Raw genomic sequence first — 26,221 nt, 5'->3', positions numbered from 1 at the left:
GCTGGGCCGTTGCGGGGCTATTTACAGAGAATCTGGGTTCTTGGCTTTCTCACGAGCCACATCACGGGCCACCAGGCCTTTCTGCACCAGCCCTTGCAGGCACTGGTCCAGCGTCTGCATGCCTAATGCACCGCCGGTCTGGATGGCGGAATACATCTGGGCCACCTTATCTTCACGAATCAGGTTCCGTATCGCTGGGGTGCCCATCATGATTTCGTGGGCCGCCACACGGCCGCCGCCGTTTTTCTTCATCAGCGTTTGTGACACCACCGCCTGCAGTGATTCCGACAGCATTGAGCGGATCATGGATTTTTCTTCGGCGGGGAACACGTCGATTACTCGGTCAATGGTTTTAGCCGCGGAGGTGGTGTGCAGCGTGCCGAACACCAGGTGGCCGGTTTCTGCGGCCGTTAGCGCCAGGCGGATGGTTTCCAGATCCCGCAGTTCACCCACCAAAATAATGTCTGGATCTTCCCGCAGTGCCGAGCGCAGGGCTTCAGAGAAACCGAGGGTGTCGCGGTGAACTTCGCGCTGGTTGACTAGACATTTCTTGGATTCGTGTACGAATTCGATAGGATCCTCAATGGTGAGGATGTGCTCGTAACGGGAATCGTTGATGTAATCGACCATGGCTGCCAGGGTGGTAGATTTACCCGAGCCGGTGGGCCCCGTGACTAGCACGATACCCCGGGGCATTTCGGAGATATTCTGGAAGACCTTGCCCATCCCCAAGTCTTCCATGGTCAGCACTTTCGATGGAATGGTTCGAAATACCGCCCCGGCACCACGGTTGTGGTTAAAGGCGTTTACCCGGAAGCGGGCTACGCCGGGCACCTCGAAGGAGAAGTCCGTCTCGAAGAATTCCTCGAAATCTTTGCGCTGCTTGTCATTCATGATGTCATAGATCAATGAATGAACTTCCTTGTGCTCCATGGCGGGCAGGTTGATGCGGCGCACGTCGCCATCCACCCGGATCATCGGGGGCAGGCCCGCGGACAAGTGAAGGTCAGAGGCGCCGTTTTTGGCGCTGAAAGCGAGCAGCTCGGTAATATCCATGATTTATACTTGCTGTTATGGCTTGGAAAGAGCCCCCGTGGGTGGCCCTTTGTTATTATGTTGTGGAGCCTTCGCCGGGTTCCTCAGAAAATCGTCGCATGCTTAAAGTAACCCGACCTCTTGAGCCGTTCAATGATGACTGACGTCAAATCACCACTGCTGCACATTAATGAGCAAATAAAGTCACACTGTGAGCGTGTCGGCCGTGACCCCCATAGTGTGCAGCTTCTGGCGGTCAGTAAGACCCGCACAGCAGACGAACTGGCCAAACTGGCAGACCAAGGGCAGAGGCATTTCGGTGAGAACTACCTGCAGGAGGCACTGGCCAAGATTGCTGCGCTGCGGGGGCGGGGCTTGGTATGGCATTTCATTGGTCCAATTCAATCCAACAAGACGCGGGATATCGCGGCTCATTTTGATTGGGTGCACTCGGTGGACCGGCTCAAGGTGGCGCGCCGCCTCAGCGAACAGCGGCCGCCAGAATCCGCGCCGTTGAATCTGTGTATTCAGGTTAATGTGGACGATGAAGCGAGCAAGAGTGGGGTGGCGCTGGCGGGCGTGGCCGAGTTGGCTGCCGCCGTGGACGCGCTGCCCAATATCCGGTTGCGGGGGCTTATGGCCATTCCCCGGGCGGACAACGACGATGGCAACCGCGCTGCCTTCCGACAGCTCGCCATGACACTGTCACAATTGCGCAATACAATGCCCGCCCTCGATACGCTCTCCATGGGCATGAGCGCGGACTATCCGGTGGCTATTGAAGAAGGTGCTACCGTGATCCGGCTGGGCACCGCCCTGTTCGGCCCGCGCCCGCCCAAGGCTTGATAACAAAGGACTGCGCAGTTATGGCACAACAACTAATCGGATTTATCGGCGCCGGCAACATGGCAACCAGCCTGGCCGGTGGCATGGTGGCGAAAGGAATTCGCCCGGCCCGTATCTGGATGAGCGACCCCTCTAAAGACCGGTTGGACGAAGTCGCCCAGCTGCAACGGGTGCATGTGAGTACCGAAAACCGTGATGTGGCGGGGCGGGTCGACGTGCTGGTGCTGGCGGTGAAGCCACAGATGATGGAGCAGGTGTGTACCGACCTGCGTGACCTGATCGCGGAGCGTCAGCCCCTGGTGATCTCCATTGCCGCCGGTGTGACCGTGGGCAACCTGCGTCGCTGGCTGGGTAGTACTCCGATTGTGCGCTGCATGCCCAATACGCCGTCGCTGGTACAGGCCGGCGCCACTGGCCTGTATGCCGCCGATGATGTGAGCGATGAGCAAAAAGCCATGGCCAAGGAAATTCTTGGTTCCGTGGGTATCGCGTTCTGGTTTGACGAAGAAAAAGAACTGGATGCGGTCACCGCCGTTTCTGGCTCCGGTCCGGCGTACTTTTTCCTGCTGATGGAATCGCTGATCGAAGCGGCCAAGGCCCAGGGGCTGGATGCGGGCACTGCTCGGCAGATGGTGCTGCAAACGGCCTGGGGCGCAGCCCAACTGGCGATTACCAGTGAAGTGGGCCCGGATGTGCTGCGCCAGCAAGTCACCAGCCCCGGTGGCACTACCGCCGCAGCATTGGGTGTGTTTGAGGAAGCCGGTTTTCGCGAACAGGTGCAAGCCGCCGTTGCTGCCGCGCGTGAGCGGTCGGAAGAGCTGGCAGGATAAAGCAGCAACACGTGGCAAGCAGTAAGATGCGGGGATGATTAGAAGGTTTTGAGATGCGGTGCCCACGCAATTAGGCTTGAGCACGGGTACGGTCTACTTTAAAAGAGGGCTTTCGCTGTGTTGCAGCTAGAAGCTTGTCGCTTGATTTTCCCTTCTTTTGCCCCAAACTCTATCCCAGTTTCCGGCCAAGGCCGGTCGAGACATCGCAACGGAGTGATTCATGAACCCGCAGGGTGCCCTGGTTTTTCTGCTGGATTTTGTGTTCAGCGCTTACATTTTCATTGTACTGACTCGTTTCGTGCTGCAGCTGGCGCGGGCGGATTTTTATAACCCGATTTCCCAATTTGTGCTCAAGGCCACTAACCCGTTGCTCAAGCCTCTGCGCCGGATCATTCCCGGTTACGGTGGGCTGGATGTGGCCTCGTTGGTATTGGTTATCGTGCTCATCATGCTCAAGGCGGTGCTGATTCTGAGCATCCAAGTGGGCGGTTTTCCGTCGGGGATCGGTGGGCAGTTGGTGATTTACACCCTGCAGGAACTGGTCAGCTTGATCCTGAACTATGTGTTCTGGGCGGTGCTGATCCGGGTTATTCTCAGTTGGGTGGCGCCAGACCCTTACAATCCTATGGTGCGGGTGATTGTTCAGGTCACCGAACCGATAATGGCGCCGGTTCGCAAGATGTTGCCCCCGATGGGTGGATTTGATCTGAGCCCACTGATTGTGCTGCTGGGCGTTCAGCTGTTGCAGATTTTGTTCAAGCTGCACTAACCGGCAAGAGGCCATTGGATAAGGGGCCTTTGAATAAAGCTAGGAACGAAAAAGGCGCCGAACGGCGCCTTTTTTCGTTTAAGTGGCAGGTAAAATCGCTGCCGAAAGTAGTGCAAATAAGTGCAAGGGTTTTTACTTGTTCTGAACCTTTGGTTACAACGTAAGAGTAAAAACGGTGTCGTGATAGGACGGGCGCCAAGCACGGGGAAAAATATGCAAGATCGGGGTGATTTCAGCCTTACCGGCCTGAGAGAATTACACCAGCTCTCATTGCTGCCTAGCGGGGACTTTAATGCACTTTATGCGGCCTACCTAGAGGTGGGGCGCAGCCTGCTGGAGCTTTCTATTGGCATTGTTAGTTGCATTAAAGACGGTGACTACGAAGTGCTAGCGGTGCAACCGGGCGATGGTGGTATCAGCCCCGGTGATCATTTCCCTCTGGGTGATACTTACTGCTCCACCGTAATGAGCAAGCAAGGCTCGGTAGCGTTGCACCATGTGGGTGAACTGGAAGAGATGCGTTCGCACCCAGTGTATGTGGGGATGCAGTTAGAATCCTATATGGCTGTGCCGTTGTATGTGCAGGGTGAGATTTTCGGCACCCTTAATTTCAGTGATCCGTCACCGCGTCGTGAAGCTTTCAGCATCGAGGAAATGGAGTTTCTGGAATTGATGGGGAAGTCTCTCAGCCAGACCCTAGAGCAGGACCGGCTGAGTCAACAACAGCAAGCGGCCGTTAGTAAAATGGAAGAGAACATGGCCCTGTTCGAAGGGGCTTTTCGCCACGCAGCCATCGGCATGGCGATTGTGTCGCCGCAAGGCGGCTGGATGCGGGTGAATCAAGCGCTGTGCAGCATTCTGGGTTATGACGAAGAGGCGCTGCTGGCCAGTGACTTCCAGACCATAACGCACCCGGATGACCTGGAAACCGACTTGCATCATGTGGAAGAGATGCTGACAGGCAAACGTAGCAGTTACTGGATGAAGAAACGCTATATCCATAAGAATGGCCATATTGTCTGGGTGTTGTTGGCCGTCTCTCTTGTCCGTAATGGGGATGGTTCGCCCCGTTATTTTTTATCCCAAATCGAAGATATCACCGCTCAAGTAACGGCGGAATTGACCCTACGCGAAAAACAGGGCGAGCTGGAGCAGCTCAACCAAGAGCTGGCGAGCATGGCTCGTACTGACCCGCTCACCGGGCTCTATAACCGATTGGTGTTGATGGAAGGTTTGCGCCAAGAGTTCAGTCGCTGTGAGCGCCGTGGCGAGCCTATGTCGGTAATTTTCATGGATGTGGATCATTTCAAGCAGTACAACGATAGCTACGGGCACGTAGAAGGGGATGCGGCCCTGCAGGCAGTGGCCGAGGCTCTGCGTCCGGTTATTCGTGATACCGATGTGTTGGCGCGTTACGGTGGCGAAGAGTTTGTTGCCTTGCTGCCCACCGCTAATTCGCAAGATGCTGAAAGGGTGGCAGAACGTTGTCGCCGTGCCGTGGCGGAGATTTCTTCGCTCAGCAGGCCGGTGAGCCTGAGTGTGGGTGTGGCCACGCTCAGGTTCGGTGATGAAGCTGATGAAACGAAGAGCCCCGAATCGCTACTAAGCGCGGCGGATCGAGCGCTTTATGTAGCGAAGGGGGCCGGCCGCAACCGCGTTCATACCGCGCAGCTCTAATGTTTGAAGCCCGTCTTTTATTGTCGGTGGCGGTGCGGACATCGCAACGTCATGGTGCTTCTCTTGCGGAAGAGGTGAATGGGTTTCTATGAATGACGCTGCGCTCAGAGTATGAGTGCGGCGTCATTGGATCAACGCGAAACAAGCGTTAATCGCGTTGTCGCTTGTTGTTATCCTATGCAGGCTGTTTTGCCCTGCTTCTCCTGAGATTCGATCCATCCCAGAATGCGCCCGCCTAATGGTCGTTGGGTTGCTTCGGCTGCCAGAGCCACCGCTTCGCGCAAGCCCTGCACATCAATGCCGGTTTTCAGCCCGGCGCTTTCCAGCAAGTACACCAGATCTTCCGTGGCCATGTTACCGGTAGCGCCGGGTGCAAATGGGCAGCCGCCCAGCCCGCCGATGGAAGCGTCAAACCGCCTTACCCCTAGGTCTGCGGCCGCCCAAGCCATGGCGGCGGCTAGCCCGCGAGTGTCGTGCAGGTGGACATAGAATTTTTCGGCGCCGAACTCTTGAATCAAAGGCGCCATGATGTCTTTCATCTGTTGTGGGTTGCCCGCACCAATGGTATCGGCAATGGCCACCTCGTCGGAACCGGCAGCAAACATGCGCTCGCTGAGTTTCTGGGGCAGGGTTACTGGCACTGGGCCGTCGTAGGGGCAGGCAAAGGCGCCGGAAATATAGGTCCGGGTGGCGATGCCGTCGGCTTTGGCGGCGGCAATAATCGCTTCACAGCTTTGCGCTGCCTGCTCTAGGCTCATGCGTAGGTTGCGTTCGTTGAAGGAGTCGGTAGTGGATAGCACGAGCCCCACGGTGGGGTAACCCGCATCGCGGGCCAGCTGATAACCTTTTAAGTTGGGTATCAGGGCGGTGTAATGTAGATCGTTACCTTGTGGCAGCAGCGGAGTTAACGCAGCGGCGTCGGCCATCTGTGGGATTGCCTTGGGGCTGACAAAGCTCACCGGTTCCAAATAGCGCATGCCCGCATCGACCAGTAACTGGGCCAGTTTTGCCTTGGTGGCGGTGTCTACGGTTACAGGTTGATTTTGTAGGCCGTCGCGCAGCCCCACCTCGTTGATGATTGCCTGGTCTGTCATGGTAAATACCGTCGCGCCGAAAGGGGGCTGCAAGTGTGCCATCAGCGTTGCGGATGTGCACCTCAGGGAGCGAGTAGAACAAACGGCCAGTCGAGCGTGTCTTTTCCACGCGCGTTGTCCGACAGTCATACTAGCGACATGGTATCTTCGGTCACGCTGCCCTAGCGTTGGCACAATAACAACGGAGCAATGAAGAGATGGATCTGATCATTTTTCTGCTGGCGCTGCTAGTTATGAGCACGGTTACCCTGACGCTGGCGTTTTATCTGTGCTGGTACTACGACCGACGCAGCTTTCCCGAGCAATCTGAGCTGCCCGGTGAACCCCCTTTACGGCTGTTGCCGACGCTACTTGGCATGGCCAAGGAGGCCGCCGCCCTGACAGTGCTAGTGCTTAGTTATCCGTTGCGCCTGATCCACGATTCTTCACCGGTACGTAGCCGCCATCACGGCGAGCCCCCGGTGATTCTGGTCCACGGTTACGGCGGCAACAGTGCCAACTTTTTATTTATGCAGTGGCGCCTCAAATGGCGCGGCTGGTCCAATGTGTATTCGGTGAGTTATACCCCGCCGCATATCAATGCCCGCAAACTATCTCAGCAGGTGGTTGATCATGTAGAGCGTATCCTGGCGACCACAGGCGCGGAAAAAGCCCACTTGGTTTGCCACTCCATGGGCGGTCCGTTAACCCGCTATGCGCTCAAGAATTTAGGGCTGGCTGGCAAGGTAGACCGGGTGATTACCTTGGGTAGCCCGCATTATGGAACGCGAGTTGCCGGCCTGTTTCCGCCATTGGGGGCTGCCGCCCAACTGCGCTACCAGAGCCCTTTTATCCGAGAGCTGGCCACCGAGGCAACCTGCCCAGGGGGCGCGCGGTACTTCTCCATCTTCTCCAACATGGATAATTTTGTGCTGCCGGTGTCCGCGGCGGTATTGCACGGTGCGGAAGACAATATCCATGTTCCTTATCTGGGGCACTGTTCGCTGCTCTACAGTAGCCGGGTTATGGATCAAGTGGAGCGTTGTCTTTTGGCCCCGCCCAAGGCTGCGGAGTAAATATTGATCTGCAACATGGTTGCCTTTCCTCTCTTCGCGGATCATGGTGAATATAAAAATGAGAGAGGGAGTTTGATCATGAGTGAATATGGCGCAACGGTGGCTTGGCATCTGCAGCGTGGTACCAGCTTTGATTATGAACACTTCAACCGGGATCACGAATGGACCTTCGCTGGTGGTGAAGTGGTATCCGCTTCCGGGTCTCCGGAATTCTACGGCTGTGCCAATCGGGTCAATCCAGATGAAGCGGTCATTGCTGCCACCGCCAGCTGTCACATGCTTACCTTTCTGTCCATTGCCGCCAAGCGTGGCCTCACCGTGCTCAGTTATATCGATCAGCCGTTGGGAACGGTGGACAAGAATGAGGAAGGCCGCATGGCGATCACCCGAATCGTGCTGCGGCCTCGGGTGGTTTTCGATGGCCAAGAGCCTGATGGCCCCGCCTTGGAAAAGCTCCACGAGAGCGCCCATCGTAACTGCTTTGTGGCTAACTCATTGCGTGCGGATGTACGCATAGAACCGGTTTAGCCTGCCCAATTAAGCAAAGCCTGAAAGGCTCTGTAGAAGCGCCCTCCTGAGCACGATTTGAAGTGCCAATGCCAGCAGCCAAACCTGCCTTTGGGGCTTTCTGGCTCAGGTGGGCGCTGTGCTGGCCGCATGGGCTATAGAGTGCGAGCCCGCCAGAAAGGCGTTTTTCGCCGTTTTCCCCGTTCTTTTTTCCTTCAGCTCGCGATCACGCCTGATCATGTAGAATAACCACACCGCACAATCGCCCCCCCGTGGGCTAACTAAAAATTGATGCCGGTGCGGTTGTGAATAGACCCCAAAACAGGTTTCCAAGGACTAGCCAACATGCTTGATAAGAACGAAATCGAACTGTTTCGCGATAATGTAAAAAAATTCCTCGAAAACGAAGTGGCCCCCCATTACAACCAGTGGGAAAAAGCTGAGATATTCCCACGCGAACTGTGGAATAAAATGGGCGAAAACGGCTTGTTGTGTGTGGACGTACCAGAGGAATACGGCGGCTTTGGCGCCAACTTCCGCCTGTCAGCGGTGATCGTAGAGGAAGCCTCTCGCGCTGGGTTCAGTTCCCTGGCCTCCAACATTTCTGTGCATTCCGACATCGTCGCTCCCTACATTCTGCACCTAGGCAATGAAGAGCAGAAAAAAACCTGGTTGCCGAAAATGGTTACTGGTGAAGCCGTGGGGGCCATCGGCATGACCGAGCCCGGCGCTGGTTCCGACCTGCAAGGCTTGAAAGCCCGTGCCGACAAGGATGGTGATGGCTATAGCATCAATGGCCAAAAAACCTTTATCACCAATGGTCAGCATTGCGACGTGATCGTGCTGGCCACCAAGACCGACCCCAACGCTGGCTCCAAAGGCATGACGTTGTTCACCGTGGATTGCACGCTGGACGGCTTTGCCCGTGGCCGTAACCTGGAGAAAATGGGCCTCCACGCGGCGGACACCTCTGAGCTGTTTTTCGAAAACGTAAAAGTTGGCGCCGAGCAGATACTGGGTGGTGAAGGCAAAGGCTTCGCCAACCTGATGAACGAGCTACCCCGCGAGCGTCTGATTTTGGCGCTGGGCGCTGTCGCTGCTTGTGAAGGCATGATCGAGCGTACCATCGAATACACCAAAGAGCGCATGGCGTTCGGCAAGCCTATTTCCAGCCTGCAGAATACCCGTTTCGTGCTGGCGGACTTACACGCCCAGGTGGTGATTAACCGTGCCTACTGCGAGCAGTGTATCGAGCAGTATGATCGCAGCGAACTCACCGCCACCAATGCTTCCATTGCCAAGCTCACCGCCACCGAGCTGCAAGGTGTGGTAGCCGACAAATGTCTGCAACTGTTCGGTGGCTACGGCTACATGCAGGAATACCCGATTTCCCGCGACTACGTAGACGCCCGTATCCAGCGTATCTATGGCGGCACCAGTGAAATCATGAAAGAAATCATCTCCCGGGATATCATCGGGCGGTAATTGTTTCTCTTCATGCTTTATAAAAAACGCGGCTTCGGCCGCGTTTTTTATGGTGTCTTATATCTTATGTAGGAGCCCCTCTAAAGGGCCTAACCGGCGGTAGCTTTGTAGTATAGGGCTTACATAGAAATGCTTAGGGGGGGGTATAGAGCGGGTTTATTCAAAGGGTAAAGTTGGCGCAGGCACACCTGCGCCATAGAACACTTAGAACTTGTAGACGGCAGCCAATAGCAAAGCTTGGCTGGTCACATCGATATCAGCATCAATGCCGAAGGCTTCACCATTTTCTTTTTTCACCGCAGTCACGTTGGCGGTGCCAAGATCGGCGTAGCGGTACTCAGCGCGCACAGACAGGTTCTCAGATAGCGACTTTTCCAAACCGAGAGCCAGTGCCCAGCCAGTGATATTGTCATCGTCGCTGTCAGAGCGGGCCGGGGAGCCAGGGTTACAAACAGTGCCATCGGAGGGGCAGTCAGAGTTCACTTCTACCTCAGTGAGTGTGGCGCTCAGGGTGCTATAAGCGAGGGTGGAGGCATTGAGTAAATAACCACCTTTGATTCCCAGCAGGAAGGTCTGGTTTATTTCTACTTCAGCTTCGGTCTGATTGCCCGCTAACGGGTCGCCGGGAATGCTCTTTACGGAATCACTGGTATTGCTGCCTTGATAGGCAAGTTCAGCACCTACAATCCAGCGGTCATTGAGAGCCATGTTGTAGCTGGTAAACACGCCATAGGCGAAGGCTGAATCGTCTAACGATTCGGAATCATTTGCGCCAACGGCGAGGGAATTACCTGGGGTAGCTGGGGTGATAATGCTGTCGGTTTCCCAGTCCATGGAGGAATCTTCATAGCCTAGGTTTAGGCCGGCTTGAACCCCAGTAAAAGCGTTGTCAGCAAAAGAGAGTGCAGGCAGGGCCGCAGCTAACAAAGAAGAAGCAACAATCGTGGATTTCATTTTCATTTTGGTACCAAGTGATAAAAACGGAGGTATTGGGCGCGAGTGAGCGCCGCGAAAGGAAGGTAACACTATTGCGCACAGCTGTTATCACCCATTTGGGTGAATGGATTTACTTTGCGCTCAATTTAGCCCATGCATACCCCAGTGCTTCCGGCCTTGCTGCGCATAACCCGTTACCCTAAATGGGTGATGGCCTCCCGGTGAATATCAGGGAAGATGAGTAGGGATGTTCTGAAAGCGTTCCATCCATGAGGAAATCAAAAGGGCGGTGGCAAGCTGCCTTGAGCACCAGCTCACACCATTGCGATCAATGTGTCGTCTTCGCTGAGCAGTATGTCGCAGTAAGAGCATTGATCAATATTGCCCCGTTTGGGGTGGCTGACAAATGGAGTTTCCATGATCAAAAAAGTGTTATCTGTGTTTTTTTTCATTGCCGTGATGGTGCCGCAGTCGTATGCACAGCCTGCCGAAGATGTAGAGGCATGCGTGGAAAGTAAAAGAGAGCAGTATCCAGGCGATACCCTCAATAATATGCGGCAGCGCTGTTTCCCAATCGCAGCGACTTGCTGGGGGTGGGGCGCTGGCGAGAATGCGGTTTATGAATACTGCGGCGCCGACGCTCTTAGGGATCGCGGTGTGGATTCACTGGCCAAGGATCAAGACAGCAAAAGTGACTGGGAATAGAACGGTTTCGCCACGTTTTCTGTGGTCTTGAAAGAGAATCAATGGGCGGGAGCCTGGACATAAGCCGGCCCCCGCTTGTTTATCGTTTTAACCCGCCATCAGGTGGGGCGCTGAATGTTCGCGTGCCAGCGTTCGTCAATGCGCCTCTTCCCAGTTCTCCCCAGCGCCCGCATCCACAATCAACGGCACTTTCAACTCCGCCGCTGATTCCATGCGCGCCTTTACTTCCTTGACCAGATCATCCACCTGATCGTCCGCCACTTCAAACACCAGTTCATCGTGTACCTGCATGATCATTTTGGCGTCGAAGTGGGTGGTTTCCAGCCAGTCGTGCACTTTGATCATGGCTTTCTTGATGATGTCGGCGGCGGTGCCTTGCATGGGGGCGTTGATGGCGGCGCGTTCGGCGCCTTGGCGGCGTTGGCCGTTTTTGCTGTGGATTTCCGGCAGGTAGAGACGGCGACCGTAAACGGTTTCCACGTAGCCTTTGTCTATCGCTAACGCGCGGGTGTCTTCCATGTATTTTTTCACGCCGGGGTAACGCTCGAAATAGAGGTCGATGTATTCCTGGGCTTCCTTGCGCGGCAGGCCCAGTTGTTTGGCGAGGCCGAAGGCGCTCATGCCGTAGATAAGGCCGAAGTTGATGGCCTTGGCGTTGCGGCGATCGTTGTCGCTGACCTCGTCCAGGGTTTTTCCCCACACTTCGGCGGCGGTGGCGCGGTGAATATCCAGGCCCTGTTCGAAGGCATCCGTGAGGCCTTTGTCGCCACTCAGATGCGCCATGATGCGCAACTCGATTTGTGAGTAATCGCAGGCGACTATTTTCTTTCCTTTGGGGGCGAGGAAGGCTTGGCGAATCTTACGGCCTTCTTCGCTGCGCACCGGAATGTTTTGCAGGTTCGGGTCACTGGAAGACAAGCGCCCGGTGGCGGTCACCGCCTGGTGGTAGGAGGTGTGCACGCGGCCGGTGCGTTGGTTGATCAGTTCCGGCAGTTTGTCGGTGTAGGTGTTTTTCAGCTTGGCCACGCCGCGGTAATCCATGATCACCTGGGGCAGTGGGTAGTCATGGGCCAGCTCTTGTAGCACCGCTTCGGCGGTGGACGGCGCGCCTTTGGGGGTCTTCTTGATGACCGGGATTTCCAGCTTTTCGTAGAGAATTTCGCCCAGCTGTTTGGGGCTGGCGAGATTGAATTCCTGCCCGGCGATGTCGAAGGCCTTTTCTTGCAGTTCCGCCATGCGTTTGGCGAGGAACTGGCTTTGGTGCTTGAGTAAGGTGGCGTCCACGTAGGTGCCGTTGCGTTCGATGCGGCTGAGCACAGTGACCAGCGGCAGCTCGATGTCGCGGAACACCTCGGGCAGTCGGTCTTCGGCTTCCAATTTCGGCCACAGGGTCTGGTGCAGGCGCAGGGTCACGTCGGCATCTTCGGCGGCGTAGGGGCTGGCTTCGTGCAGCCCGATCTGGTTGAAGGTGAGCTGCTTGGCGCCCTTGCCAGCGATGTCGGTAAAGCTGATGGTTTTGCGGCCCAGGTACTTGAGCGACAGGGAATCCATGTCGTGGCGGGTGGCCACGGAATCGAGCACATAGGATTCCAGCATGGTGTCGAAGGCCACGCCGCGCAGGGTAATGCCGGCGTCTTCGGCGAGCACGCTCATGTCGTATTTCAGGTTCTGGCCGATTTTCTTGAGGCTGTCGTCTTCGAGCAACGGCTTGAACTTGTCGATCACCAACTGCTTGTCGATCTGGTCTGGGGCGCCGGGGTAGTTGTGCCCGAAGGGGATATAGGCGGCCTTGTCGCTGACGGCCACGGCGAAACCCACCAGTTCGGCGTTCATATAGTTGAGGCTGGTGGTTTCGGTATCGAAGGCAAACTCGCCAGCGGCTTTCAGTTTATCCAGCCATTTATCCAGCATGGCTTCGCTGTAGACGATGTCGTAGGCGTCGCGGCTGAAGCCGGCGGCGGGGGCAGCTTCGTCGCTACCGGCTTCCTCGGCGGCGGCCACTACGCTAGCGTCGGCACCGGACAGTACTTCGCTCAACCAGCCCTTGAACTCCAGTTCCTTGAAATAGCGGGCCAGGGATTCGTTGTCCGGTTCGCCGAGTTTCAGGTCGTTGAGGTCTTCGCTGAGTTCGCAGTTCAGTTTGATGGTGGCCAGCTGGTAGGAGAGGAAGGCCATCTCTTTGTGTTCTTCCAGCTTTTTGGCCATGGTCTTGGCGCCACGGAAGCTGAGCTCGGCGACCTTGTCCAGATTGGCGTAGATATTTTCCAGGGAGCCGAGCCCCTGTATTAGGCCCAGGGCGGTTTTCTCGCCCACGCCGGGGACGCCGGGGATGTTGTCCACCTTGTCGCCCATCAGGGCGAGGAAGTCGATGATCAGCTCCGGGCCCACGCCGAATTTCTGCTTCACGCCCTCAATGTCGTAGAGGGCGTTGTTCATGGTGTTGATCAGGGTCACGTGCTCGGTGACAAGCTGGGCCATGTCTTTGTCGCCGGTGGAGATCAGCACCGGCTTGCCCTGGGCGCCGAAGATGCGCGCGAAGGTGCCGATCACATCGTCGGCTTCCACGCCGTCTTCGATGATCAGCGGCAGGCCCATGGCGCGGATCAGGTCGTGCAGGGGCTGCACCTGTGCGCGCAGATCATCGGGCATGGGCGGGCGGTTGGATTTGTACTCTTCAAACAGTTCGTCGCGAAAGGTTTTGCCCTTGGCATCGAAGATCACCGCCATGTATTGCGGGTCGTAGTCCTTGATCAGTTTGCGCAGCATGGAGGCGACGCCGCGCACCGCCCCGGTGGGCTGGCCGCTGGAGGTGGTGAGCGGCGGCAGGGCGTGAAAGGCACGGTACAGGTAGGAGGAACCATCGACCAGGATGATGGGTTTTTCGGCTGCGGACATGGGGCTCGACTTCTGCTGACTGAATGATGGAGAGAGTGTAGCGGAAATGGGGCCAAGGGGCAGGGGCGAGCGACAAGCAACTAGCGACAAGTGGCAACACGGGCTGGGCATTCGTTATTGGTAGACGCCGGGCACGGGCTTGCCTGTTCAGCAAGGCTTTCCACGTGTTGTCGTTTGAGGCTTGTCGCTTGCCGCTGAACTTGTGCATACTGCGACCTCCATTCTTTCGATACGGATGCTATGACCCCTTTCCTGGTTCAGCCTTGCCGCATCATCCTGTCCCAGTGTCCGCGCCGGGGGCGTCGCCCGTATTTTCCTGATCCGCCGCTGTCATTGTCTTTCTAGTTCACCCTGTTCAAGCTAACGGGCGGGTTGCCGCCTTTGTGATAATGACAACGGATTGACTATGAATCTTGCCTTTGTGGTGATGTTGCCCTTTCTGGGCGCGTTCCTGCCGCCATTGGTGGAACGCGTAACGGGGAATCGCACCTTGCTGGCCTGCGGGGCGGCGGCGCTGCCGGCGCTGGCGCTGGCGCTACTGTTTAACCCGGCCCGCAGGGTCTTTGCCGGGGAGACGTTACACAGCACCTTGAGCTGGATCCCTTCACTGGACCTGTCGCTGGCTTTCCGGCTGGATGGCTTGGCATTGCTGTTTGCCATTCTGGTGCTGGGGATTGGTTTGCTGGTGATCCTCTACGCCCGCTATTACTTGTCCGCCAAGGAAAAAGCCGGTCGCTTCTACGCCTATTTGCTGCTGTTTATGGGCGCCATGCTGGGGGTGGTGACCAGCGATAACCTGCTGTTACTGGTGGTGTTCTGGGAGCTAACCAGCTTGAGCTCATTCTTGCTGATTGGTTTCTGGGGTCATCAAACCGGGGCGCGCAAGGGCGCGCGCATGGCCATGACCGTGACGGGCATGGGCGGCTTGGCGCTGTTGGCCGGTGTGTTGTTGATCGGCGATGTGGTGGGCTCGTTCTCGTTAACTGAGGTGCTGGCCAGCGGGGATTTGATTCGTGGCAGCGAGCTATACCCGCTGATTCTGTGCCTGGTGTTGCTGGGGGCCTTTACCAAAAGTGCTCAGTTCCCGTTCCATTTTTGGTTGCCCCACGCCATGGCGGCACCGACCCCGGTGAGCGCCTACCTGCATTCCGCCACCATGGTGAAAGCCGGTGTGTTCTTGCTGGCGCGCTTGTATCCGGCCTTGGCAGGCACGGACCTGTGGTTCGATATTGTCACCCTTGCGGGTATGGCGACCTTGCTCTGGGGCGCGCTGGTGGCCCTGTTCCAGCATGACCTAAAGGGCTTGCTGGCGTACTCCACCATTAGCCACTTGGGCCTGATTACTCTGCTGTTCGGTTTGAACAGCCAGTTGGCGGCGGTGGCTGCCGTGTTCCACATCATCAACCACGCTACCTTCAAGGCGAGCCTGTTTATGGCGGCGGGGATTATTGATCATGAAACCGGTACCCGCGACATGCGCCGCATTAATGGCCTGTGGAAGTACATGCCCTATACGGCGGTGCTGGCCATGGTGGCGTCGGCGGCCATGGCCGGGGTGCCGCTATTGAACGGCTTTTTGTCCAAGGAAATGTTCTTTACCGAAACCTTGCAGTCTGAACAGCTGGGGACGCTGAGTTGGTTGCTGCCCTTGGGGGCAACGTTGGGCGGGATATTCTCGGTGGCCTATTCTGCGCGCTTTATTCATGACGTGTTCTTTAACGGTGAGCCCATCAACCTGCCCAAGTATCCGCCTCATGAGCCGCCGCGTTATATGAAGGTGCCGGTGGAGATATTGGTGGCGCTGTGTGTGGCGGTGGGGGTGTTCCCGGCGATCACCGTGGCCGGGCTGCTGGCGGTGGCTGCTTCTGCCACTCTGGGCGGTGAGTTGCCTGAGTATCACTTGGCCATCTGGCATGGCTTTAACGTGCCCTTGGTGATGAGCTTTATTGCCCTGTTCGGCGGCATCTTTGTCTATTCCCAACGTCGCCGTTTGTTTGACCTATGGACTCGCTTGCCGGAGGTGGACGCCAAATTGGTGTTCGAGGGGCGAATGCAGCAGCTGGGGCGAATGGCCAGCGCCATTACCGGCTGGCTGCAGAACGGCTCATTGCAGAGCTATGTGGCCTGGGGTGTGGCGTTGGTGGCGGTAATTTTGCTTACCCAGATGTGGCACCTGCCGGCGCTGAGTTTGGCGGCCCCCATGTTGCCTATGGACGGGGTGGCGATTCTTTGTACCACCATGCTGGTGGCCAGCGCCTTGCTGACCACAATCATGCATCGGCACCGAGTGACGTCGATTATGTCTTTGAGCGTGGTGGGGCTAATGGTGTCGCTGTTGTTCGTGCGCTTCTCGGCACCGGATTTGGCGTTGACCCAGCTGTCGGTGGAAGTGGTGACCATGTTGCTGCTGATGCTGGCCATGTATTTCCTGCCGGTGCGCACTAAGGTGGAGTCCTCGTCTGTGCGGGTGTTCCGTGATGTGCTGTTGGCACTTATCACCGGCGGCGGCGTTGCGGTGTTGGCGTTTTTGGTGATGACCGGAGAGACCGCCACCATCAGCCAGTTTTTGATGGATAACAGCAAATCCGGTGGTGGTGGCACCAATGTGGTGAACGTCATCCTTGTGGACTTCCGAGGTTTCGATACTTTCGGTGAAATCACCGTGCTGGGGATTGCCGCTATGGGCATTTATGCCCTGCTCAAAGACCTGAACCTGGCCTCTGCTAAGTACGATTCGCAGGGCCGGCCTTGGGCGAAAGATGCCCACCCGTTGGTGCTGGTGACCATTTCCCGGCCCTTGCTGCCGCTGGCTCTGTTAATTGCGGTCTACATATTCTTGCGCGGGCATAACCTGCCCGGTGGCGGCTTTGTGGCTGGCTTGATCACTTCGGTGGCCTTGGTGTTGCAATATGTGGCCTCCGGGGTGGGGTGGGTACACAGCCGCATGCCAGGGGATTATCACCCGGTGGTGGCGCTGGGCGTATTGTTGGCCGGTATGACCGGTGTGGGTAGTTGGGCCTTTGGGTACCCCTTCCTGACCAGTTCCTTTACTTATGTATCGCTGCCGGTGATCGGCAAATTCGAGCTGGCCACCGCCATGTTGTTCGACACCGGGGTATTCCTGACGGTGGTGGGCGCAACACTGTTGATGCTGGCCAACCTGGGCAAGCTTTCGCTGCTGGATGACAAGAGGGAGAACGCCTGATGGAACTGCTGGTGGCAATCATTATTGGTGTACTGGTGGCCTCCGGGGTGTACCTGTGCCTACGTGCACGGACTTTCCCGGTGGTTATGGGCCTAACGCTGCTGAGTTACGGCGTGAATGTGTTTCTTTTCTCCATGGGTGGATTAAAGATGAACCAGGTGGCGGTGGTTGGAATGAGCCCGGACCCCACTGATCCACTCCCTCAGGCGCTGGTGCTCACGGCCATCGTCATCGGCTTCGCTATGACGGCGTTTTTGGTAGTGCTGGCCTTGCGTGGCCAGGGAGAGCTGCACAGTGATCATGTGGATGGCAAGCCGGATGAAGGGGGCCGTTCATGAGCCACTGGATTATTGCCCCGATACTGATACCGGCGCTGGCGGGTATGTTGCTGTTGCTGGAGGTGCGTGAGCGCCACCGGTTGCGGCGGATCACCGGCCTGCTGTCCTGCTCGGCGCTGCTGGCCGCGGCTATTTTTCTGGGCAATCAGGCCTGGGGCGGAGACATCACCGTTTACGCGCTGGGTAATTGGCAGGCACCGTTCGGTATTGTGCTGGTGCTGGATAAGCTCAGTGCCTTGATGGTACTGCTGACGGCAGTATTGGCGTTCCCTGCGCTGCTGTACGCCAGTTGTGGTGATGATCGCAAAGGCGCGAATTTCCATGCCTTGTTTCAATTTCAGCTGATGGGTATCAACGGCGCCTTCCTCACCGGAGACTTGTTCAATCTGTTCGTATTTTTCGAAGTGCTGCTGATTGCCTCTTATGGCTTGGCTCTGCACGGCCGAGGCCCGGAGCGAGTAAAGGCAGGCTTGCATTATGTGGTGCTTAATTTGGTGGGCTCGGCGCTGTTCTTAATCGCGTTGGGGTTGATTTACGGAACCACCGGCACGCTTAACATGGCGGACTTTGCGGTGAAGGCCCAGGCGCTTACCGGCACCCATGCCGTCTTGTTAAAGGTAGCGGTGTTGATGCTGTGGGTGGTGTTTGGGCTCAAGGCGGCATTGTTTCCATTGTATTTCTGGCTGCCAGCGGCCTATGCCGGTGCCACCGCCGGGGTGGCCGCATTGTTTGCAATTATGACCAAGGTGGGCTTTTACGCCATGCTGCGGGTTTATGCGCTGGCGTTTGCCGATGGCCCCTTTGCTGGACTGGGGCAGGCGTCACTTTGGTGGTTGTCGTTGGTGACATTGGCATTGGCTTGCATTGGCGTGCTGGGCGCTAAACGGCTGGGCACACTGGTGTCGTACCTGGTAGTGATGTCTGTGGGTACATTAGTGGCGGCCTTGGCCTTCGGTGAGCTACAGGCGGTGGGCCCGGCGCTGTACTACCTGCTGCATTCCACCCTGATTTGCGGTGGCTTGTTTCTGCTTACGGACTTGATTGCCCGTGGTCGAGGCGACGTGGCGGATTACCTGCAGATTGGCCCGGCGATTCTTAATGGCGGTCGGCTGTCACTGTTGTTTTTTGTGGCGGCGATTGCGGTGGTGGGTTTGCCGCCTCTCTCTGGTTTTGTCGGTAAAGTGGCGTTGCTGCGCAGCGTACCGGATCCGACTTATTGGGTGTTGCTGCTGCTGGCGGGGCTGTGTGGTTTGATTGCCCTTAGCCGGGCAGGTTCTACCTTGTTCTGGCGCACCACCGGGGAGGGCCGCGGCCTACGCCTGGGCCACCGGCGTTTGTTTCCCGTAGTGGCGTTGCTGATGGCGACCCCGCTGATGGCCGTGTATGCGGAACCTTTGTTGCAACTAACCGCTGCGGTTGCGGAGCAGCTGCGTAATCCGGACTTATATTTGTCAGCAGTATTGGGAGGTGGGGCATGAAGTTACTGTATCGCGTGTTGCCTTACCCCAGCCTGAGCCTGATTCTGTGGTTCGCCTGGATGCTGCTTAGCGGTTTCACTGCCGGGCATGCGGTGCTGGGTGCGATTCTGGCAGTGCTATTACCGCTGGGGACTCGGCCGTTCTGGCCAAATGTGCCACGCATTCGCAACCTGCCAAAGCTGCTGGGTTTTGTGGTGGTGGTGGTGTACGACATTGTGGTGGCCAATGTATCTGTAGCGATTAAGGTGCTGGGACCGCTGCGCTCCATTCGCCCGGGCTTTGTGGAGCTGCCGCTGGAATTGGAAGACGACTTTGCCATTGCTCTGCTGGCCAGCACCATTTCGCTGACTCCCGGAACGGTATCCGCGGATGTGAGTCTGGACAGGAAAACATTGTTGGTGCATGCGCTGGATGTGGATGACGTGGCGGCACTGGTGGCGGAGATCAAGCAGCGCTATGAGCAGCCGCTGAAGGAGATTTTCGAATGTTAGAGACGGCGATTTCTATTGCCCTGGCGCTGATTACCTTGGCCTGGGTGCTGAACTTGTACCGCCTGATAATCGGGCCCTCACTGCCAGATCGAGTGTTGGCGTTGGATACCATGTACATCAACAGTATTGCGCTGATCGTAGTGTACGGTATCCAGGTGGACAGCAAGCTTTACTTTGAAGCGGCTATGCTGATCGCGCTGATCGGCTTTGTTAGTACCATTGCGGTGGCTAAATACGTTACCCGCGGGGATATTATTGAGTGAGCGCCAGGTGCCGGGCGCCTTACGCCGAACGCAGTGTGTTTGCCCCGTGTATTGAGCATTCGGGGCCAGGAAAGCGGAGCGATTTATGGATTTTTTAATTGAGTGGCTAGTATCGGCCAGTGTGATTGTGGGTGGGGTGTTTGCGTTAGTGGGGTCGATTGGGTTGGCCCGCTTGCCGGATTTTTATACCCGCTTGCATGGCCCCACCAAGGCCACCACGTTGGGTGTGGGGGGCACTATTGTGGCGTCATTACTGTTTTTTTCTTGGCAGGAGCGCGGGCTGCAGCTGCACGAGGTGTTGATTACGCTGTTCCTGTTTATCACCGCCCCGGTATCTGCGCACATGCTGGCCAAGGCGGCCATGCATCGGCAGCTAAAACGGATGAAAGGAACCCGTGGTGAGCCTTGGAAGCAGTAAAAGTAGGGAGCCCCAAGCGTTAGGTGCACAATGGGTAGAGACAGTTGGCACGCGGTGAGTCCGTTGCCGTTTTCCCAAAAAGTAAAATTTGTAAAAAACAAAACCGCCTGGAACTTTCCGAAAAAAGCGGCGGTCTTAGTTAGTGCTACGGATTAGCATCCCCCGATCCCCAGTACCCTCGCTGATCCGTAGTTTTTTGGAGTCCCTGGTTTCTCCCCCGAGATCAGGGCGGCAAGCCTCCCTGGCAGCACAGTCGTTCCCTTCCCCAAGATTGCTGCCAGGGATTTTTTTGCCGGCTATTTTTGCCGGCCGCAGGTTATAGCGCCTGCTGGTTAAAGAGTAGGCAATCGCCGTGCCAGTTTCAGTTTCCGACAACAAATCCTTATAGATCAACGAAGTACCGGCTTCAGGTGATGGTGCGAAAGAATTTTATGTGCCTTGAGCTTGGGCATGGGTGCCGAACTGCGCCAGTTTCGTGACGTAGATCGGCAGCTGAGCAGAGAAAATACTGCCGAGAGGCGGAACTTTTATAAACACGCGCACTCTTACTAATTAGCGACGGATTGGAACCCCCGATCCCCCAGTACCCTCACCAATTCGTCGCTTATAGCTCTGGTCTTTTCCCCCAAAAGGGCCAGAGCGGCAAGCCTCCCCGGCAGCGCAATCGTTCCCTTCCCCCCTAGATTGCTGCCGGGGATTTTTTTGCCTGAAGAAAATGCTAGATGAGCTATGGCCGGCGGCTTGGCGTTCATTTTCGCCCTAAGTCATTATGGCGTCAGCCGTTCTATCCCTAGCCATTCCCCCAGCTTGTCCCAGGCTTCGTCACACCCGGTGCCATTGGTGGCCGAAAACAGCTGTAGCGAGAGCGGGGCAGGGTGTTCCTTTAGCTGCTTTTGCACTTGTAGCAGGGTGGACTTGGCGGCGCCGAACTTCAGTTTGTCGGCCTTGGTCATAAGGATGTGGATGGGCATGTTGGCCTGGGCGGACCATTCTAGCATCATCAAATCGAAGTCCTTGAGCGGATGGCGGATGTCCATCATCAGCACAAGCCCGACTAATGCCTGACGTTCGGAAAGGTAATGGTCGAGATGCTCCTGCCACTCGTTACGCTTGCTTTTGGAGACTTTGGCATAGCCGTAACCGGGTAGATCCACTAGTCGGCGCTCTTCGTCGAGCTGGAAGAAGTTCAATAGCTGAGTCCGCCCTGGGGTCTTGGAGGTGCGGGCCAGGCTTCGTTGGCCGGTGAGCCGATTAATGGCGCTGGACTTTCCGGCATTGGAGCGTCCGGCGAAGGCTACTTCCCGTCCTTCATCCGGCGGGCATTGGTCTAGGCGCTGGGCGCTTTGCAGGAATAGTGCCTGGTGGAGTCGTTTTTCCATGGGGTGCATGGGCATAACAAGGAGCCTTTGGATGTCGTCAGGGGGCTATTCTTGCTGTCTGGCCTGCGGCTGGCAATGCATACCCGCTGGGGAGAGAAAATGAATGGGCAATTTATTCATTAAAGTTGACGTTTTCGTCACTTTTGGGGGTGGCGAGTGCGTGACTTAATGTGTCTATACCCCTACCCTTCACATGGAATATGACGGCGCCCACCAGACTGGTATATAATCCCGCCCGCTTGTCACTTAACCGCGTATTTATTGGTGGTTGGGGCGGCCGACGTTCTACAACGTGGTGTTTGTCGGTAACGGCAAACGGACTTCGCCAGCATAGCAGAGGTAGTGTATGAAGGGTTTTGTAGCAGGTCTTGCAATGGTTCTGGTTACGGGGGCTGCCAATGCAGCGACTGTAGAGGAACGTTACAACAGCAGCTGTACATTCTGTCATGCTTCCGGTGCTGCTGGGGCTCCCATATCCCATGATGAAGCTGCCTGGAAACCACGCATGGAAAAAGGCATGGATACCCTGGTGAAGCACGTCGAGGAAGGGTTTAATGCCATGCCCCCCAAAGGCATGTGTAACGATTGTAGTGACGAAGAATACCGTGCTCTGATTGAGTACATGTCCAAAAGCAAATAAGACGCTGTACTGAAGGATAGGCCATGAAGTTTTTCAAACTGTTCGTGCTGATGGCTGCTGCTGTCGCCGCCACCCAGGCTATGGCGGCCGGTGATGCTGAGGCAGGCAAAGCAAAAGCCGCCCCCTGCGCCGCGTGCCACGGCCAGGATGGTAACAAGACTCTTACCGGGACTTACCCGAAACTGGCTGGCCAGGGGGCAGAATACCTGGTGAAGCAGCTAGAGGATTTCAAGTCTGGTGCCCGTGATAATGCGATCATGAAGGGGCAGGTTGTAGGCCTGAACCAGCAGGACATGCAAGACATAGCCGCTTATTACGCCAGCTTGACCCCGGAAGCGGGCCAGGCTAGCGCAGACTGGGTTGAGCAGGGCGAAAAGCTCTACCGCGGTGGGGATATGGCTAACGGTATTCCAGCTTGTTCTGGTTGCCACGGCCCGGCAGGGCAAGGCGTTGATGCGGCCAAATATCCGCATCTGGCTGGCCAGAATGCCCAATACGTGGAAGATCAATTGAAAGCCTTCCGTGCGGCAGGTCGTAACGACTTGGGTGATGGCATTATCAAACGCACCAATGACTCGGACAGCGATACGCTGGGCATGATGCAGACGGTGGCGGCGAAAATGACCGATACCCAAATCAAGGCCGTAGCAAGCTTCATCTCCGGGCTGTCCAAATAGGGTTGTTCGGCTATGCTTTGTAGAAAAGGCAGCCTGCGGGCTGCCTTTTTTATGGTCAACATGAAAAGATATGGCTCTGAGTGGGTGCGGATTGTACTTACTAGGGAGAAAAATGCCGCCCCGGTTGTCACAATGGGCGCAAACCAACAAAAAAGGAGAGCGAGATGCTTCGCATTGTAACGGCTTTGCTGCTGAGTCTGGGGCTGGCGACCGGAGTTGCGGCCGCCGAAGAACATACCCGTTTTGCGGTAGACACTCATTATAAAGTTCTGGATGTGCCCGGATCTGTTGACGATCCCAGCAAGGTAGAAGTACGGGAGTTCTTTTCCTATGGCTGCCCTCACTGCTATTCACTGGAGCCGGCTGTTGATGCTTGGCTGGAAGAGAAGCCAGACTACATCGACTATGTGCGCACCCCAGTGTTATTCCTGCGTAACGCCGAACCGCTGGCTCGTGCCTACTACGTAGAAGACGCCCTTGGCTTGGTTGATGAAATGCATGTGCCGTTGTTTGATGCGATCCACAAGCACCGTGAGCCTTTATTCAACGAGTCGGCGTTGGCCAACTTTTTCCGCAAGTATGGTGTTGAGCCTGCGGAGTTCAGCAAGCTCTATGGTTCATTCGGTGTTTCCACCAAGATTCGTCAGGCAGATGCGTTGAGCAAAAAATATCAGATTCCCGGAGTGCCCAACTTCGTGGTGAACGGCAAGTATTTGGTAAAGCGCGAAAACGTGAAGAGCAACGAGGAGCTGTTCAAGGTGATTGAATTCTTGGTGAACAAGGAAAAGACAGGCAGCTGATATTATGTTGCTTGATCGCGCTAGACTGGCCTACCGTGACTGGAAAGCCCGGCCCGCGGGTTTTTCCTTTGCCAGGGAAGGGGCACGAAAGACCCGCCAGACACGGGAGGTGTTGCTGCCTCAGGATACCGTGAAGCTAATGAGCTTCAATATCCAGGCGGGCATTGGTAGCCAGAAATTCGGTGATTACATTACCGGTAGCTGGAAGCACTTGGTGGCGCATCCACGCAGCGTGGAAACCATCGAGCAGATTGCTCAGGTGCTCAGTCACTTTGACGTGGTGGGCCTGCAGGAAGTGGATGGCGGCAGTTTACGTTCGCGTAACATGAATCAACTGGTGCATCTCGCGTCCATGGCAGGTTTTCCTGTTTGGCACCAGCAGTTGAACCGCAACCTTGGCCGGTTCGGCCAGTTCAGTAATGGCTTCCTCAGCCGCCATCAGCCGTTTGAGATCACTGACCATCGGCTTCCCGGCTTGCCCGGTCGAGGTGCCATCGTGATTAAATACGGCCACCCGATTCAGCCTCTGGTCGTGGTGGTGGCGCACCTGGCACTGGGTGAGAAGGTGCGTAATACTCAGTTATCCTATCTGGCCCGCTTGCTAGCAGATTACAAATATGTGGTCGTGATGGGCGATTTTAATTGCCGGCTCAACCACTTAGATCATTCACCGCTGGCGGCGTTGGGCTTGCAGACGGTGCGGGCGGATAACCTTAATACCTACCCCAGCTGGGCTCCGGATCGCCATATCGACCACATCCTATTATCGCCGGAGCTAGAGAGTCGCCATACTCGTGTACTCTCTGATTGCCTACTGTCGGATCACCTGCCTCTGGCCACGGAAATTATCATCCCTGACGAGGTGATCGCGGCTACCCGGGAGCACCGATTGCCCTTAATTGACTGACCGGAGCCGGTGGAGCGGCTGCTGATTGCACTCTAGCCAGAGAAAATTGCCATGACACTGTCATCTTGTCGGTGCAGGTTGTTCCCATGAAGGCATCCTCTTTCCTGATTACCCTGTCTCTTATATTGCCGTCGCTGCAGGCGCTGTCGGATTGCCCCCGCGTGCTTGGGCAGCAGGATGACCGACGCGCCAATGCTGGCTGTTTGATTATCCGTGATCAGCAGGTGCTGCTAATTACCCACCGCTGGGGCGGCAAGTTAGGTGTGCCTGGGGGAACCCTCGAGCGCGGAGAACTGGCCCAGTGCACGGCATACCGGGAGACCCTTGAAGAGACGGGTTTACAGGTTGTGGTAGGGGAGCGCGTGCAGGTGATGAAGAACGGTTTTCATCTCTATCGCTGTATTCCTGCCGAATCTCTGCCAGAGGGGGAGCCCTTGCTGTTACCGGCTCAGGCTCGGCTAGAGGTCAGTGATATTGGCTGGTATTCCCTCGATGAGTTGCGGCAGAAGGATTGGCGTTTTGCCTATCAGTTTGATCTGTTTATGGCGGTGGCTCGCAAGGCTATGCAGAGCAGCTCAGATTCAGCGGCGGGCGACGCCACCGGCGGGCTGCAGGAGAAGTAAGTACTTGCTTGGCTAGCTCTGTCTGACGCATGGTGCCGGTTTTCTGGAAGGTGCTTTTCAGCTGTGTGCGGACAGTGTGGACAGAGAGAAAATGATTATCGGCAATTTGCTGGGGCGATAGTCCTTTAGCAATGCCTGCGGCCACTCGGGCTTCCGCTTCGGATAATTCGAACAGCTGCATTAGGCTGTCTAGGTCCACCTCAATGTCACCCAGTGGGTCCTGAAAATAGACGATGGCGAGGGGCGTTGGGTGGGCATTGAAGTCGCCGGGGGCTGTTCCGGGATGCATGGGGGAAATGAGGCAGCGGGTAACCTGGTGGCTGTTGAGAGGAACGGCAATCACGTCGCCGCTACCACGTAAGGGGGGATTGGGGTGCGTTACCTGGCCCAATTGATGCAATAACTCCGATTGCTGGCGTACATCATGGAAGGTTAGTTTGCGATTCGCTAACGTCATGTGCGGGTGCGCTTCAATTAGCGCTTCGGCTTCTTGACTAACGTGTACTAGCGTGCCCTGGGCATCAAGCAGGGCGAAGGGCTGGGCCTGGATATCCAGTGTTTGCTGGAGAGCTTGGTTTTGGTGCTTCAGGGCGCTGAATTGGGTTTGCAGCCGTACGGCACGGCGCACATGCATCACCAAGTCGTTGATTTGGTCAGTTTCTTCCCGGCTGTAGTGGCTTTGATCTTTGGTGCGCTGAATTAGCAGCTGGACGGTGTGGTCTTCATCCTGCCAAACGGTGCCGCATACGCCATGGTGGATGTCTTGGGCGCGGGCCCAGTCGTTATAGAATTCGGTGCGGTAGAACGCGTTTTGCCGACAGGAGAAATCCAGAAAGGTGGAATACAGCTGGCCTGGGGGCTTATCTTTTAATTCCGGGCGCCAGGGGCAGGCATTCACATAGTGGTCCACATAAGCCTGATGGTCTGTGTCATCAATATTGTGCTTGATGCTGGAGAGCACGGTTTGTGCCCGACGGTCGAGTACGAGCATGCGGGCGGAGCGCGATTGGGTGGCGCTTACGGCCTGTGCCAGAAAGCGTGGCCAAGCGTCAGGGGCTTGCGGCGCCTCGTACAATGTGTCGAGTAGATCCTCTCGCTCGTGGCCCAATAATCCATCCACAGCAGACTGAGTCATTGGTTGTATTCCCCTCATGAAGCCTTAATTTAT

25 protein-coding genes are annotated in these 26,221 nt (G+C 56.3%); 19 read left to right on the top strand and 6 right to left on the bottom strand.

Annotation, left to right across the window (positions count from 1 at the left end):
- Positions 1-21: 21 nt before the first annotated feature.
- On the bottom strand, positions 22-1,056 hold the full coding sequence (locus AS19_RS13580; protein WP_011589941.1) for a type IV pilus twitching motility protein PilT: 1,035 nt from the start codon (positions 1,054-1,056) through the stop codon (positions 22-24).
- A 135-nt stretch (positions 1,057-1,191) separates the two neighbouring features.
- On the opposite strand from AS19_RS13580, the gene AS19_RS13575 reads away from it, so the two are divergent.
- The 4 genes from AS19_RS13575 (at position 1,192) to AS19_RS13560 (ending at position 5,157) form a co-directional block, all read left to right on the top strand.
- On the top strand, positions 1,192-1,881 hold the full coding sequence (locus AS19_RS13575) for a YggS family pyridoxal phosphate-dependent enzyme (protein WP_041705640.1): 690 nt from the start codon (positions 1,192-1,194) through the stop codon (positions 1,879-1,881).
- Positions 1,882-1,901: 20 nt separating this feature from the next.
- Positions 1,902-2,711, top strand: a complete 810-nt coding sequence (gene proC / locus AS19_RS13570; RefSeq protein ID WP_011589939.1) for a pyrroline-5-carboxylate reductase — start codon at positions 1,902-1,904, stop codon at positions 2,709-2,711.
- A gap of 220 nt (positions 2,712-2,931) precedes the next feature.
- Positions 2,932-3,480, top strand: coding sequence for a YggT family protein (locus AS19_RS13565; RefSeq protein ID WP_035459852.1), 549 nt, complete (start codon positions 2,932-2,934; stop codon positions 3,478-3,480).
- A gap of 213 nt (positions 3,481-3,693) precedes the next feature.
- Positions 3,694-5,157 (top strand): sensor domain-containing diguanylate cyclase, encoded by a 1,464-nt coding sequence (locus AS19_RS13560; protein WP_046962219.1) that lies wholly within the window; start codon positions 3,694-3,696, stop codon positions 5,155-5,157.
- A 170-nt stretch (positions 5,158-5,327) separates the two neighbouring features.
- Here the strand turns inward: AS19_RS13560 and AS19_RS13555 are convergent, their stop codons facing one another.
- Positions 5,328-6,251 carry a hydroxymethylglutaryl-CoA lyase gene (locus AS19_RS13555; protein ID WP_035460134.1) on the bottom strand — a complete coding sequence of 308 codons (924 nt, stop codon included), beginning with the start codon at positions 6,249-6,251 and terminating at the stop codon, positions 5,328-5,330.
- Positions 6,252-6,448: 197 nt separating this feature from the next.
- On the opposite strand from AS19_RS13555, the gene AS19_RS13550 reads away from it, so the two are divergent.
- From AS19_RS13550 to AS19_RS13540, 3 genes are all read left to right on the top strand, one after another.
- Positions 6,449-7,306, top strand: coding sequence for a triacylglycerol lipase (locus AS19_RS13550; RefSeq protein ID WP_046962218.1), 858 nt, complete (start codon positions 6,449-6,451; stop codon positions 7,304-7,306).
- 78 nt (positions 7,307-7,384) lie between these two features.
- Positions 7,385-7,834, top strand: a complete 450-nt coding sequence (locus tag AS19_RS13545; protein WP_011589934.1) for an OsmC family protein — start codon at positions 7,385-7,387, stop codon at positions 7,832-7,834.
- 324 nt (positions 7,835-8,158) lie between these two features.
- Positions 8,159-9,298 carry an acyl-CoA dehydrogenase family protein gene (locus AS19_RS13540; RefSeq protein ID WP_011589933.1) on the top strand — a complete coding sequence of 380 codons (1,140 nt, stop codon included), beginning with the start codon at positions 8,159-8,161 and terminating at the stop codon, positions 9,296-9,298.
- A gap of 204 nt (positions 9,299-9,502) precedes the next feature.
- On the opposite strand, the gene AS19_RS13535 is transcribed toward AS19_RS13540, so the two are convergent.
- Positions 9,503-10,258 (bottom strand): outer membrane protein, encoded by a 756-nt coding sequence (locus tag AS19_RS13535; protein WP_011589932.1) that lies wholly within the window; start codon positions 10,256-10,258, stop codon positions 9,503-9,505.
- A 393-nt stretch (positions 10,259-10,651) separates the two neighbouring features.
- Between AS19_RS13535 and AS19_RS13530 the strand changes: the two genes are divergently transcribed.
- Positions 10,652-10,939 (top strand): hypothetical protein, encoded by a 288-nt coding sequence (locus AS19_RS13530; protein WP_011589931.1) that lies wholly within the window; start codon positions 10,652-10,654, stop codon positions 10,937-10,939.
- A gap of 135 nt (positions 10,940-11,074) precedes the next feature.
- Here AS19_RS13530 and polA read toward each other — a convergent pair whose 3' ends face one another.
- Positions 11,075-13,834, bottom strand: a complete 2,760-nt coding sequence (gene polA / locus AS19_RS13525; RefSeq protein WP_046962217.1) for a DNA polymerase I — start codon at positions 13,832-13,834, stop codon at positions 11,075-11,077.
- Positions 13,835-14,240: 406 nt separating this feature from the next.
- Here polA and AS19_RS13520 point away from each other — a divergent pair, with 406 nt between their 5' ends.
- The 6 genes from AS19_RS13520 to AS19_RS13495 all read left to right on the top strand — a co-directional run bounded on the left by AS19_RS13520 (position 14,241) and on the right by AS19_RS13495 (position 20,027).
- A complete protein-coding gene (locus AS19_RS13520; RefSeq protein ID WP_046962216.1) occupies positions 14,241-17,039 on the top strand; it encodes a monovalent cation/H+ antiporter subunit A in 2,799 nt (932 codons plus the stop codon).
- Positions 17,039-17,377 (top strand): Na+/H+ antiporter subunit C, encoded by a 339-nt coding sequence (locus tag AS19_RS13515; RefSeq protein ID WP_011589928.1) that lies wholly within the window; start codon positions 17,039-17,041, stop codon positions 17,375-17,377. Before AS19_RS13520 ends, AS19_RS13515 begins: the two co-directional genes overlap by 1 nt.
- Positions 17,374-18,855, top strand: coding sequence for a monovalent cation/H+ antiporter subunit D (locus tag AS19_RS13510; RefSeq protein WP_046962215.1), 1,482 nt, complete (start codon positions 17,374-17,376; stop codon positions 18,853-18,855). Before AS19_RS13515 ends, AS19_RS13510 begins: the two co-directional genes overlap by 4 nt.
- A complete protein-coding gene (locus AS19_RS13505; protein ID WP_011589926.1) occupies positions 18,852-19,346 on the top strand; it encodes a Na+/H+ antiporter subunit E in 495 nt (164 codons plus the stop codon). The genes AS19_RS13510 and AS19_RS13505 overlap by 4 nt, the downstream gene beginning before the upstream one ends.
- Positions 19,340-19,609: a K+/H+ antiporter subunit F gene (locus tag AS19_RS13500; protein WP_011589925.1), complete on the top strand. Its 270-nt coding sequence runs from the start codon at positions 19,340-19,342 to the stop codon at positions 19,607-19,609. Before AS19_RS13505 ends, AS19_RS13500 begins: the two co-directional genes overlap by 7 nt.
- Positions 19,610-19,694: 85 nt before the next feature.
- Positions 19,695-20,027: a Na+/H+ antiporter subunit G gene (locus tag AS19_RS13495; protein ID WP_011589924.1), complete on the top strand. Its 333-nt coding sequence runs from the start codon at positions 19,695-19,697 to the stop codon at positions 20,025-20,027.
- A 767-nt stretch (positions 20,028-20,794) separates the two neighbouring features.
- Here the strand turns inward: AS19_RS13495 and yihA are convergent.
- Positions 20,795-21,421, bottom strand: coding sequence for a ribosome biogenesis GTP-binding protein YihA/YsxC (gene yihA, locus AS19_RS13490; protein ID WP_011589923.1), 627 nt, complete (start codon positions 21,419-21,421; stop codon positions 20,795-20,797).
- A gap of 331 nt (positions 21,422-21,752) precedes the next feature.
- Between yihA and AS19_RS13485 the strand changes: the two genes are divergently transcribed.
- The 5 genes from AS19_RS13485 (at position 21,753) to AS19_RS13465 (ending at position 25,053) form a co-directional block, all read left to right on the top strand.
- Positions 21,753-22,046, top strand: a complete 294-nt coding sequence (locus AS19_RS13485) for a cytochrome c5 family protein (protein ID WP_011589922.1) — start codon at positions 21,753-21,755, stop codon at positions 22,044-22,046.
- Between the two features lie 23 nt (positions 22,047-22,069).
- Complete coding sequence (locus AS19_RS13480) at positions 22,070-22,723, top strand: cytochrome c (protein ID WP_011589921.1); 654 nt, start codon at positions 22,070-22,072, stop codon at positions 22,721-22,723.
- Positions 22,724-22,887: 164 nt separating this feature from the next.
- Complete coding sequence (locus AS19_RS13475; protein WP_011589920.1) at positions 22,888-23,523, top strand: thiol:disulfide interchange protein DsbA/DsbL; 636 nt, start codon at positions 22,888-22,890, stop codon at positions 23,521-23,523.
- Positions 23,524-23,527: 4 nt separating this feature from the next.
- Positions 23,528-24,430 (top strand): endonuclease/exonuclease/phosphatase family protein, encoded by a 903-nt coding sequence (locus AS19_RS13470; RefSeq protein WP_011589919.1) that lies wholly within the window; start codon positions 23,528-23,530, stop codon positions 24,428-24,430.
- A gap of 86 nt (positions 24,431-24,516) precedes the next feature.
- Positions 24,517-25,053 (top strand): NUDIX hydrolase, encoded by a 537-nt coding sequence (locus AS19_RS13465; RefSeq protein WP_051428723.1) that lies wholly within the window; start codon positions 24,517-24,519, stop codon positions 25,051-25,053.
- On the opposite strand, the gene AS19_RS13460 is transcribed toward AS19_RS13465, so the two are convergent.
- Positions 24,992-26,188, bottom strand: a complete 1,197-nt coding sequence (locus AS19_RS13460) for a helix-turn-helix transcriptional regulator (RefSeq protein ID WP_046962214.1) — start codon at positions 26,186-26,188, stop codon at positions 24,992-24,994. The two genes, AS19_RS13465 and AS19_RS13460, sit on opposite strands and share 62 nt — an antisense overlap.
- Between the last annotated feature and the right edge of the window lie 33 nt (positions 26,189-26,221).

Source organism: Alcanivorax sp. NBRC 101098, assembly GCF_001010505.1.
Taxonomy (GTDB): Bacteria; Pseudomonadota; Gammaproteobacteria; order Pseudomonadales; family Alcanivoracaceae; genus Alcanivorax; species Alcanivorax borkumensis.
This window is presented reverse-complemented; position numbering and strand designations above follow the sequence as displayed.

What these genes read in the sequence shown, in the direction of transcription:
- AS19_RS13580 (WP_011589941.1), bottom strand. Translation starts at nt 1,056, where the DNA reads ATGGATATTACCGAGCTGCTCGCTTTCAGCGCCAAAAACGGCGCCTCT.
- AS19_RS13575 (WP_041705640.1), top strand. Translation starts at nt 1,192, where the DNA reads ATGACTGACGTCAAATCACCACTGCTGCACATTAATGAGCAAATAAAG.
- proC (WP_011589939.1), top strand. Translation starts at nt 1,902, where the DNA reads ATGGCACAACAACTAATCGGATTTATCGGCGCCGGCAACATGGCAACC.
- AS19_RS13565 (WP_035459852.1), top strand. Translation starts at nt 2,932, where the DNA reads ATGAACCCGCAGGGTGCCCTGGTTTTTCTGCTGGATTTTGTGTTCAGC.
- AS19_RS13560 (WP_046962219.1), top strand. Translation starts at nt 3,694, where the DNA reads ATGCAAGATCGGGGTGATTTCAGCCTTACCGGCCTGAGAGAATTACAC.
- AS19_RS13555 (WP_035460134.1), bottom strand. Translation starts at nt 6,251, where the DNA reads ATGACAGACCAGGCAATCATCAACGAGGTGGGGCTGCGCGACGGCCTA.
- AS19_RS13550 (WP_046962218.1), top strand. Translation starts at nt 6,449, where the DNA reads ATGGATCTGATCATTTTTCTGCTGGCGCTGCTAGTTATGAGCACGGTT.
- AS19_RS13545 (WP_011589934.1), top strand. Translation starts at nt 7,385, where the DNA reads ATGAGTGAATATGGCGCAACGGTGGCTTGGCATCTGCAGCGTGGTACC.
- AS19_RS13540 (WP_011589933.1), top strand. Translation starts at nt 8,159, where the DNA reads ATGCTTGATAAGAACGAAATCGAACTGTTTCGCGATAATGTAAAAAAA.
- AS19_RS13535 (WP_011589932.1), bottom strand. Translation starts at nt 10,258, where the DNA reads ATGAAAATGAAATCCACGATTGTTGCTTCTTCTTTGTTAGCTGCGGCC.
- AS19_RS13530 (WP_011589931.1), top strand. Translation starts at nt 10,652, where the DNA reads ATGATCAAAAAAGTGTTATCTGTGTTTTTTTTCATTGCCGTGATGGTG.
- polA (WP_046962217.1), bottom strand. Translation starts at nt 13,834, where the DNA reads ATGTCCGCAGCCGAAAAACCCATCATCCTGGTCGATGGTTCCTCCTAC.
- AS19_RS13520 (WP_046962216.1), top strand. Translation starts at nt 14,241, where the DNA reads ATGAATCTTGCCTTTGTGGTGATGTTGCCCTTTCTGGGCGCGTTCCTG.
- AS19_RS13515 (WP_011589928.1), top strand. Translation starts at nt 17,039, where the DNA reads ATGGAACTGCTGGTGGCAATCATTATTGGTGTACTGGTGGCCTCCGGG.
- AS19_RS13510 (WP_046962215.1), top strand. Translation starts at nt 17,374, where the DNA reads ATGAGCCACTGGATTATTGCCCCGATACTGATACCGGCGCTGGCGGGT.
- AS19_RS13505 (WP_011589926.1), top strand. Translation starts at nt 18,852, where the DNA reads ATGAAGTTACTGTATCGCGTGTTGCCTTACCCCAGCCTGAGCCTGATT.
- AS19_RS13500 (WP_011589925.1), top strand. Translation starts at nt 19,340, where the DNA reads ATGTTAGAGACGGCGATTTCTATTGCCCTGGCGCTGATTACCTTGGCC.
- AS19_RS13495 (WP_011589924.1), top strand. Translation starts at nt 19,695, where the DNA reads ATGGATTTTTTAATTGAGTGGCTAGTATCGGCCAGTGTGATTGTGGGT.
- yihA (WP_011589923.1), bottom strand. Translation starts at nt 21,421, where the DNA reads ATGCCCATGCACCCCATGGAAAAACGACTCCACCAGGCACTATTCCTG.
- AS19_RS13485 (WP_011589922.1), top strand. Translation starts at nt 21,753, where the DNA reads ATGAAGGGTTTTGTAGCAGGTCTTGCAATGGTTCTGGTTACGGGGGCT.
- AS19_RS13480 (WP_011589921.1), top strand. Translation starts at nt 22,070, where the DNA reads ATGAAGTTTTTCAAACTGTTCGTGCTGATGGCTGCTGCTGTCGCCGCC.
- AS19_RS13475 (WP_011589920.1), top strand. Translation starts at nt 22,888, where the DNA reads ATGCTTCGCATTGTAACGGCTTTGCTGCTGAGTCTGGGGCTGGCGACC.
- AS19_RS13470 (WP_011589919.1), top strand. Translation starts at nt 23,528, where the DNA reads ATGTTGCTTGATCGCGCTAGACTGGCCTACCGTGACTGGAAAGCCCGG.
- AS19_RS13465 (WP_051428723.1), top strand. Translation starts at nt 24,517, where the DNA reads ATGAAGGCATCCTCTTTCCTGATTACCCTGTCTCTTATATTGCCGTCG.
- AS19_RS13460 (WP_046962214.1), bottom strand. Translation starts at nt 26,188, where the DNA reads ATGACTCAGTCTGCTGTGGATGGATTATTGGGCCACGAGCGAGAGGAT.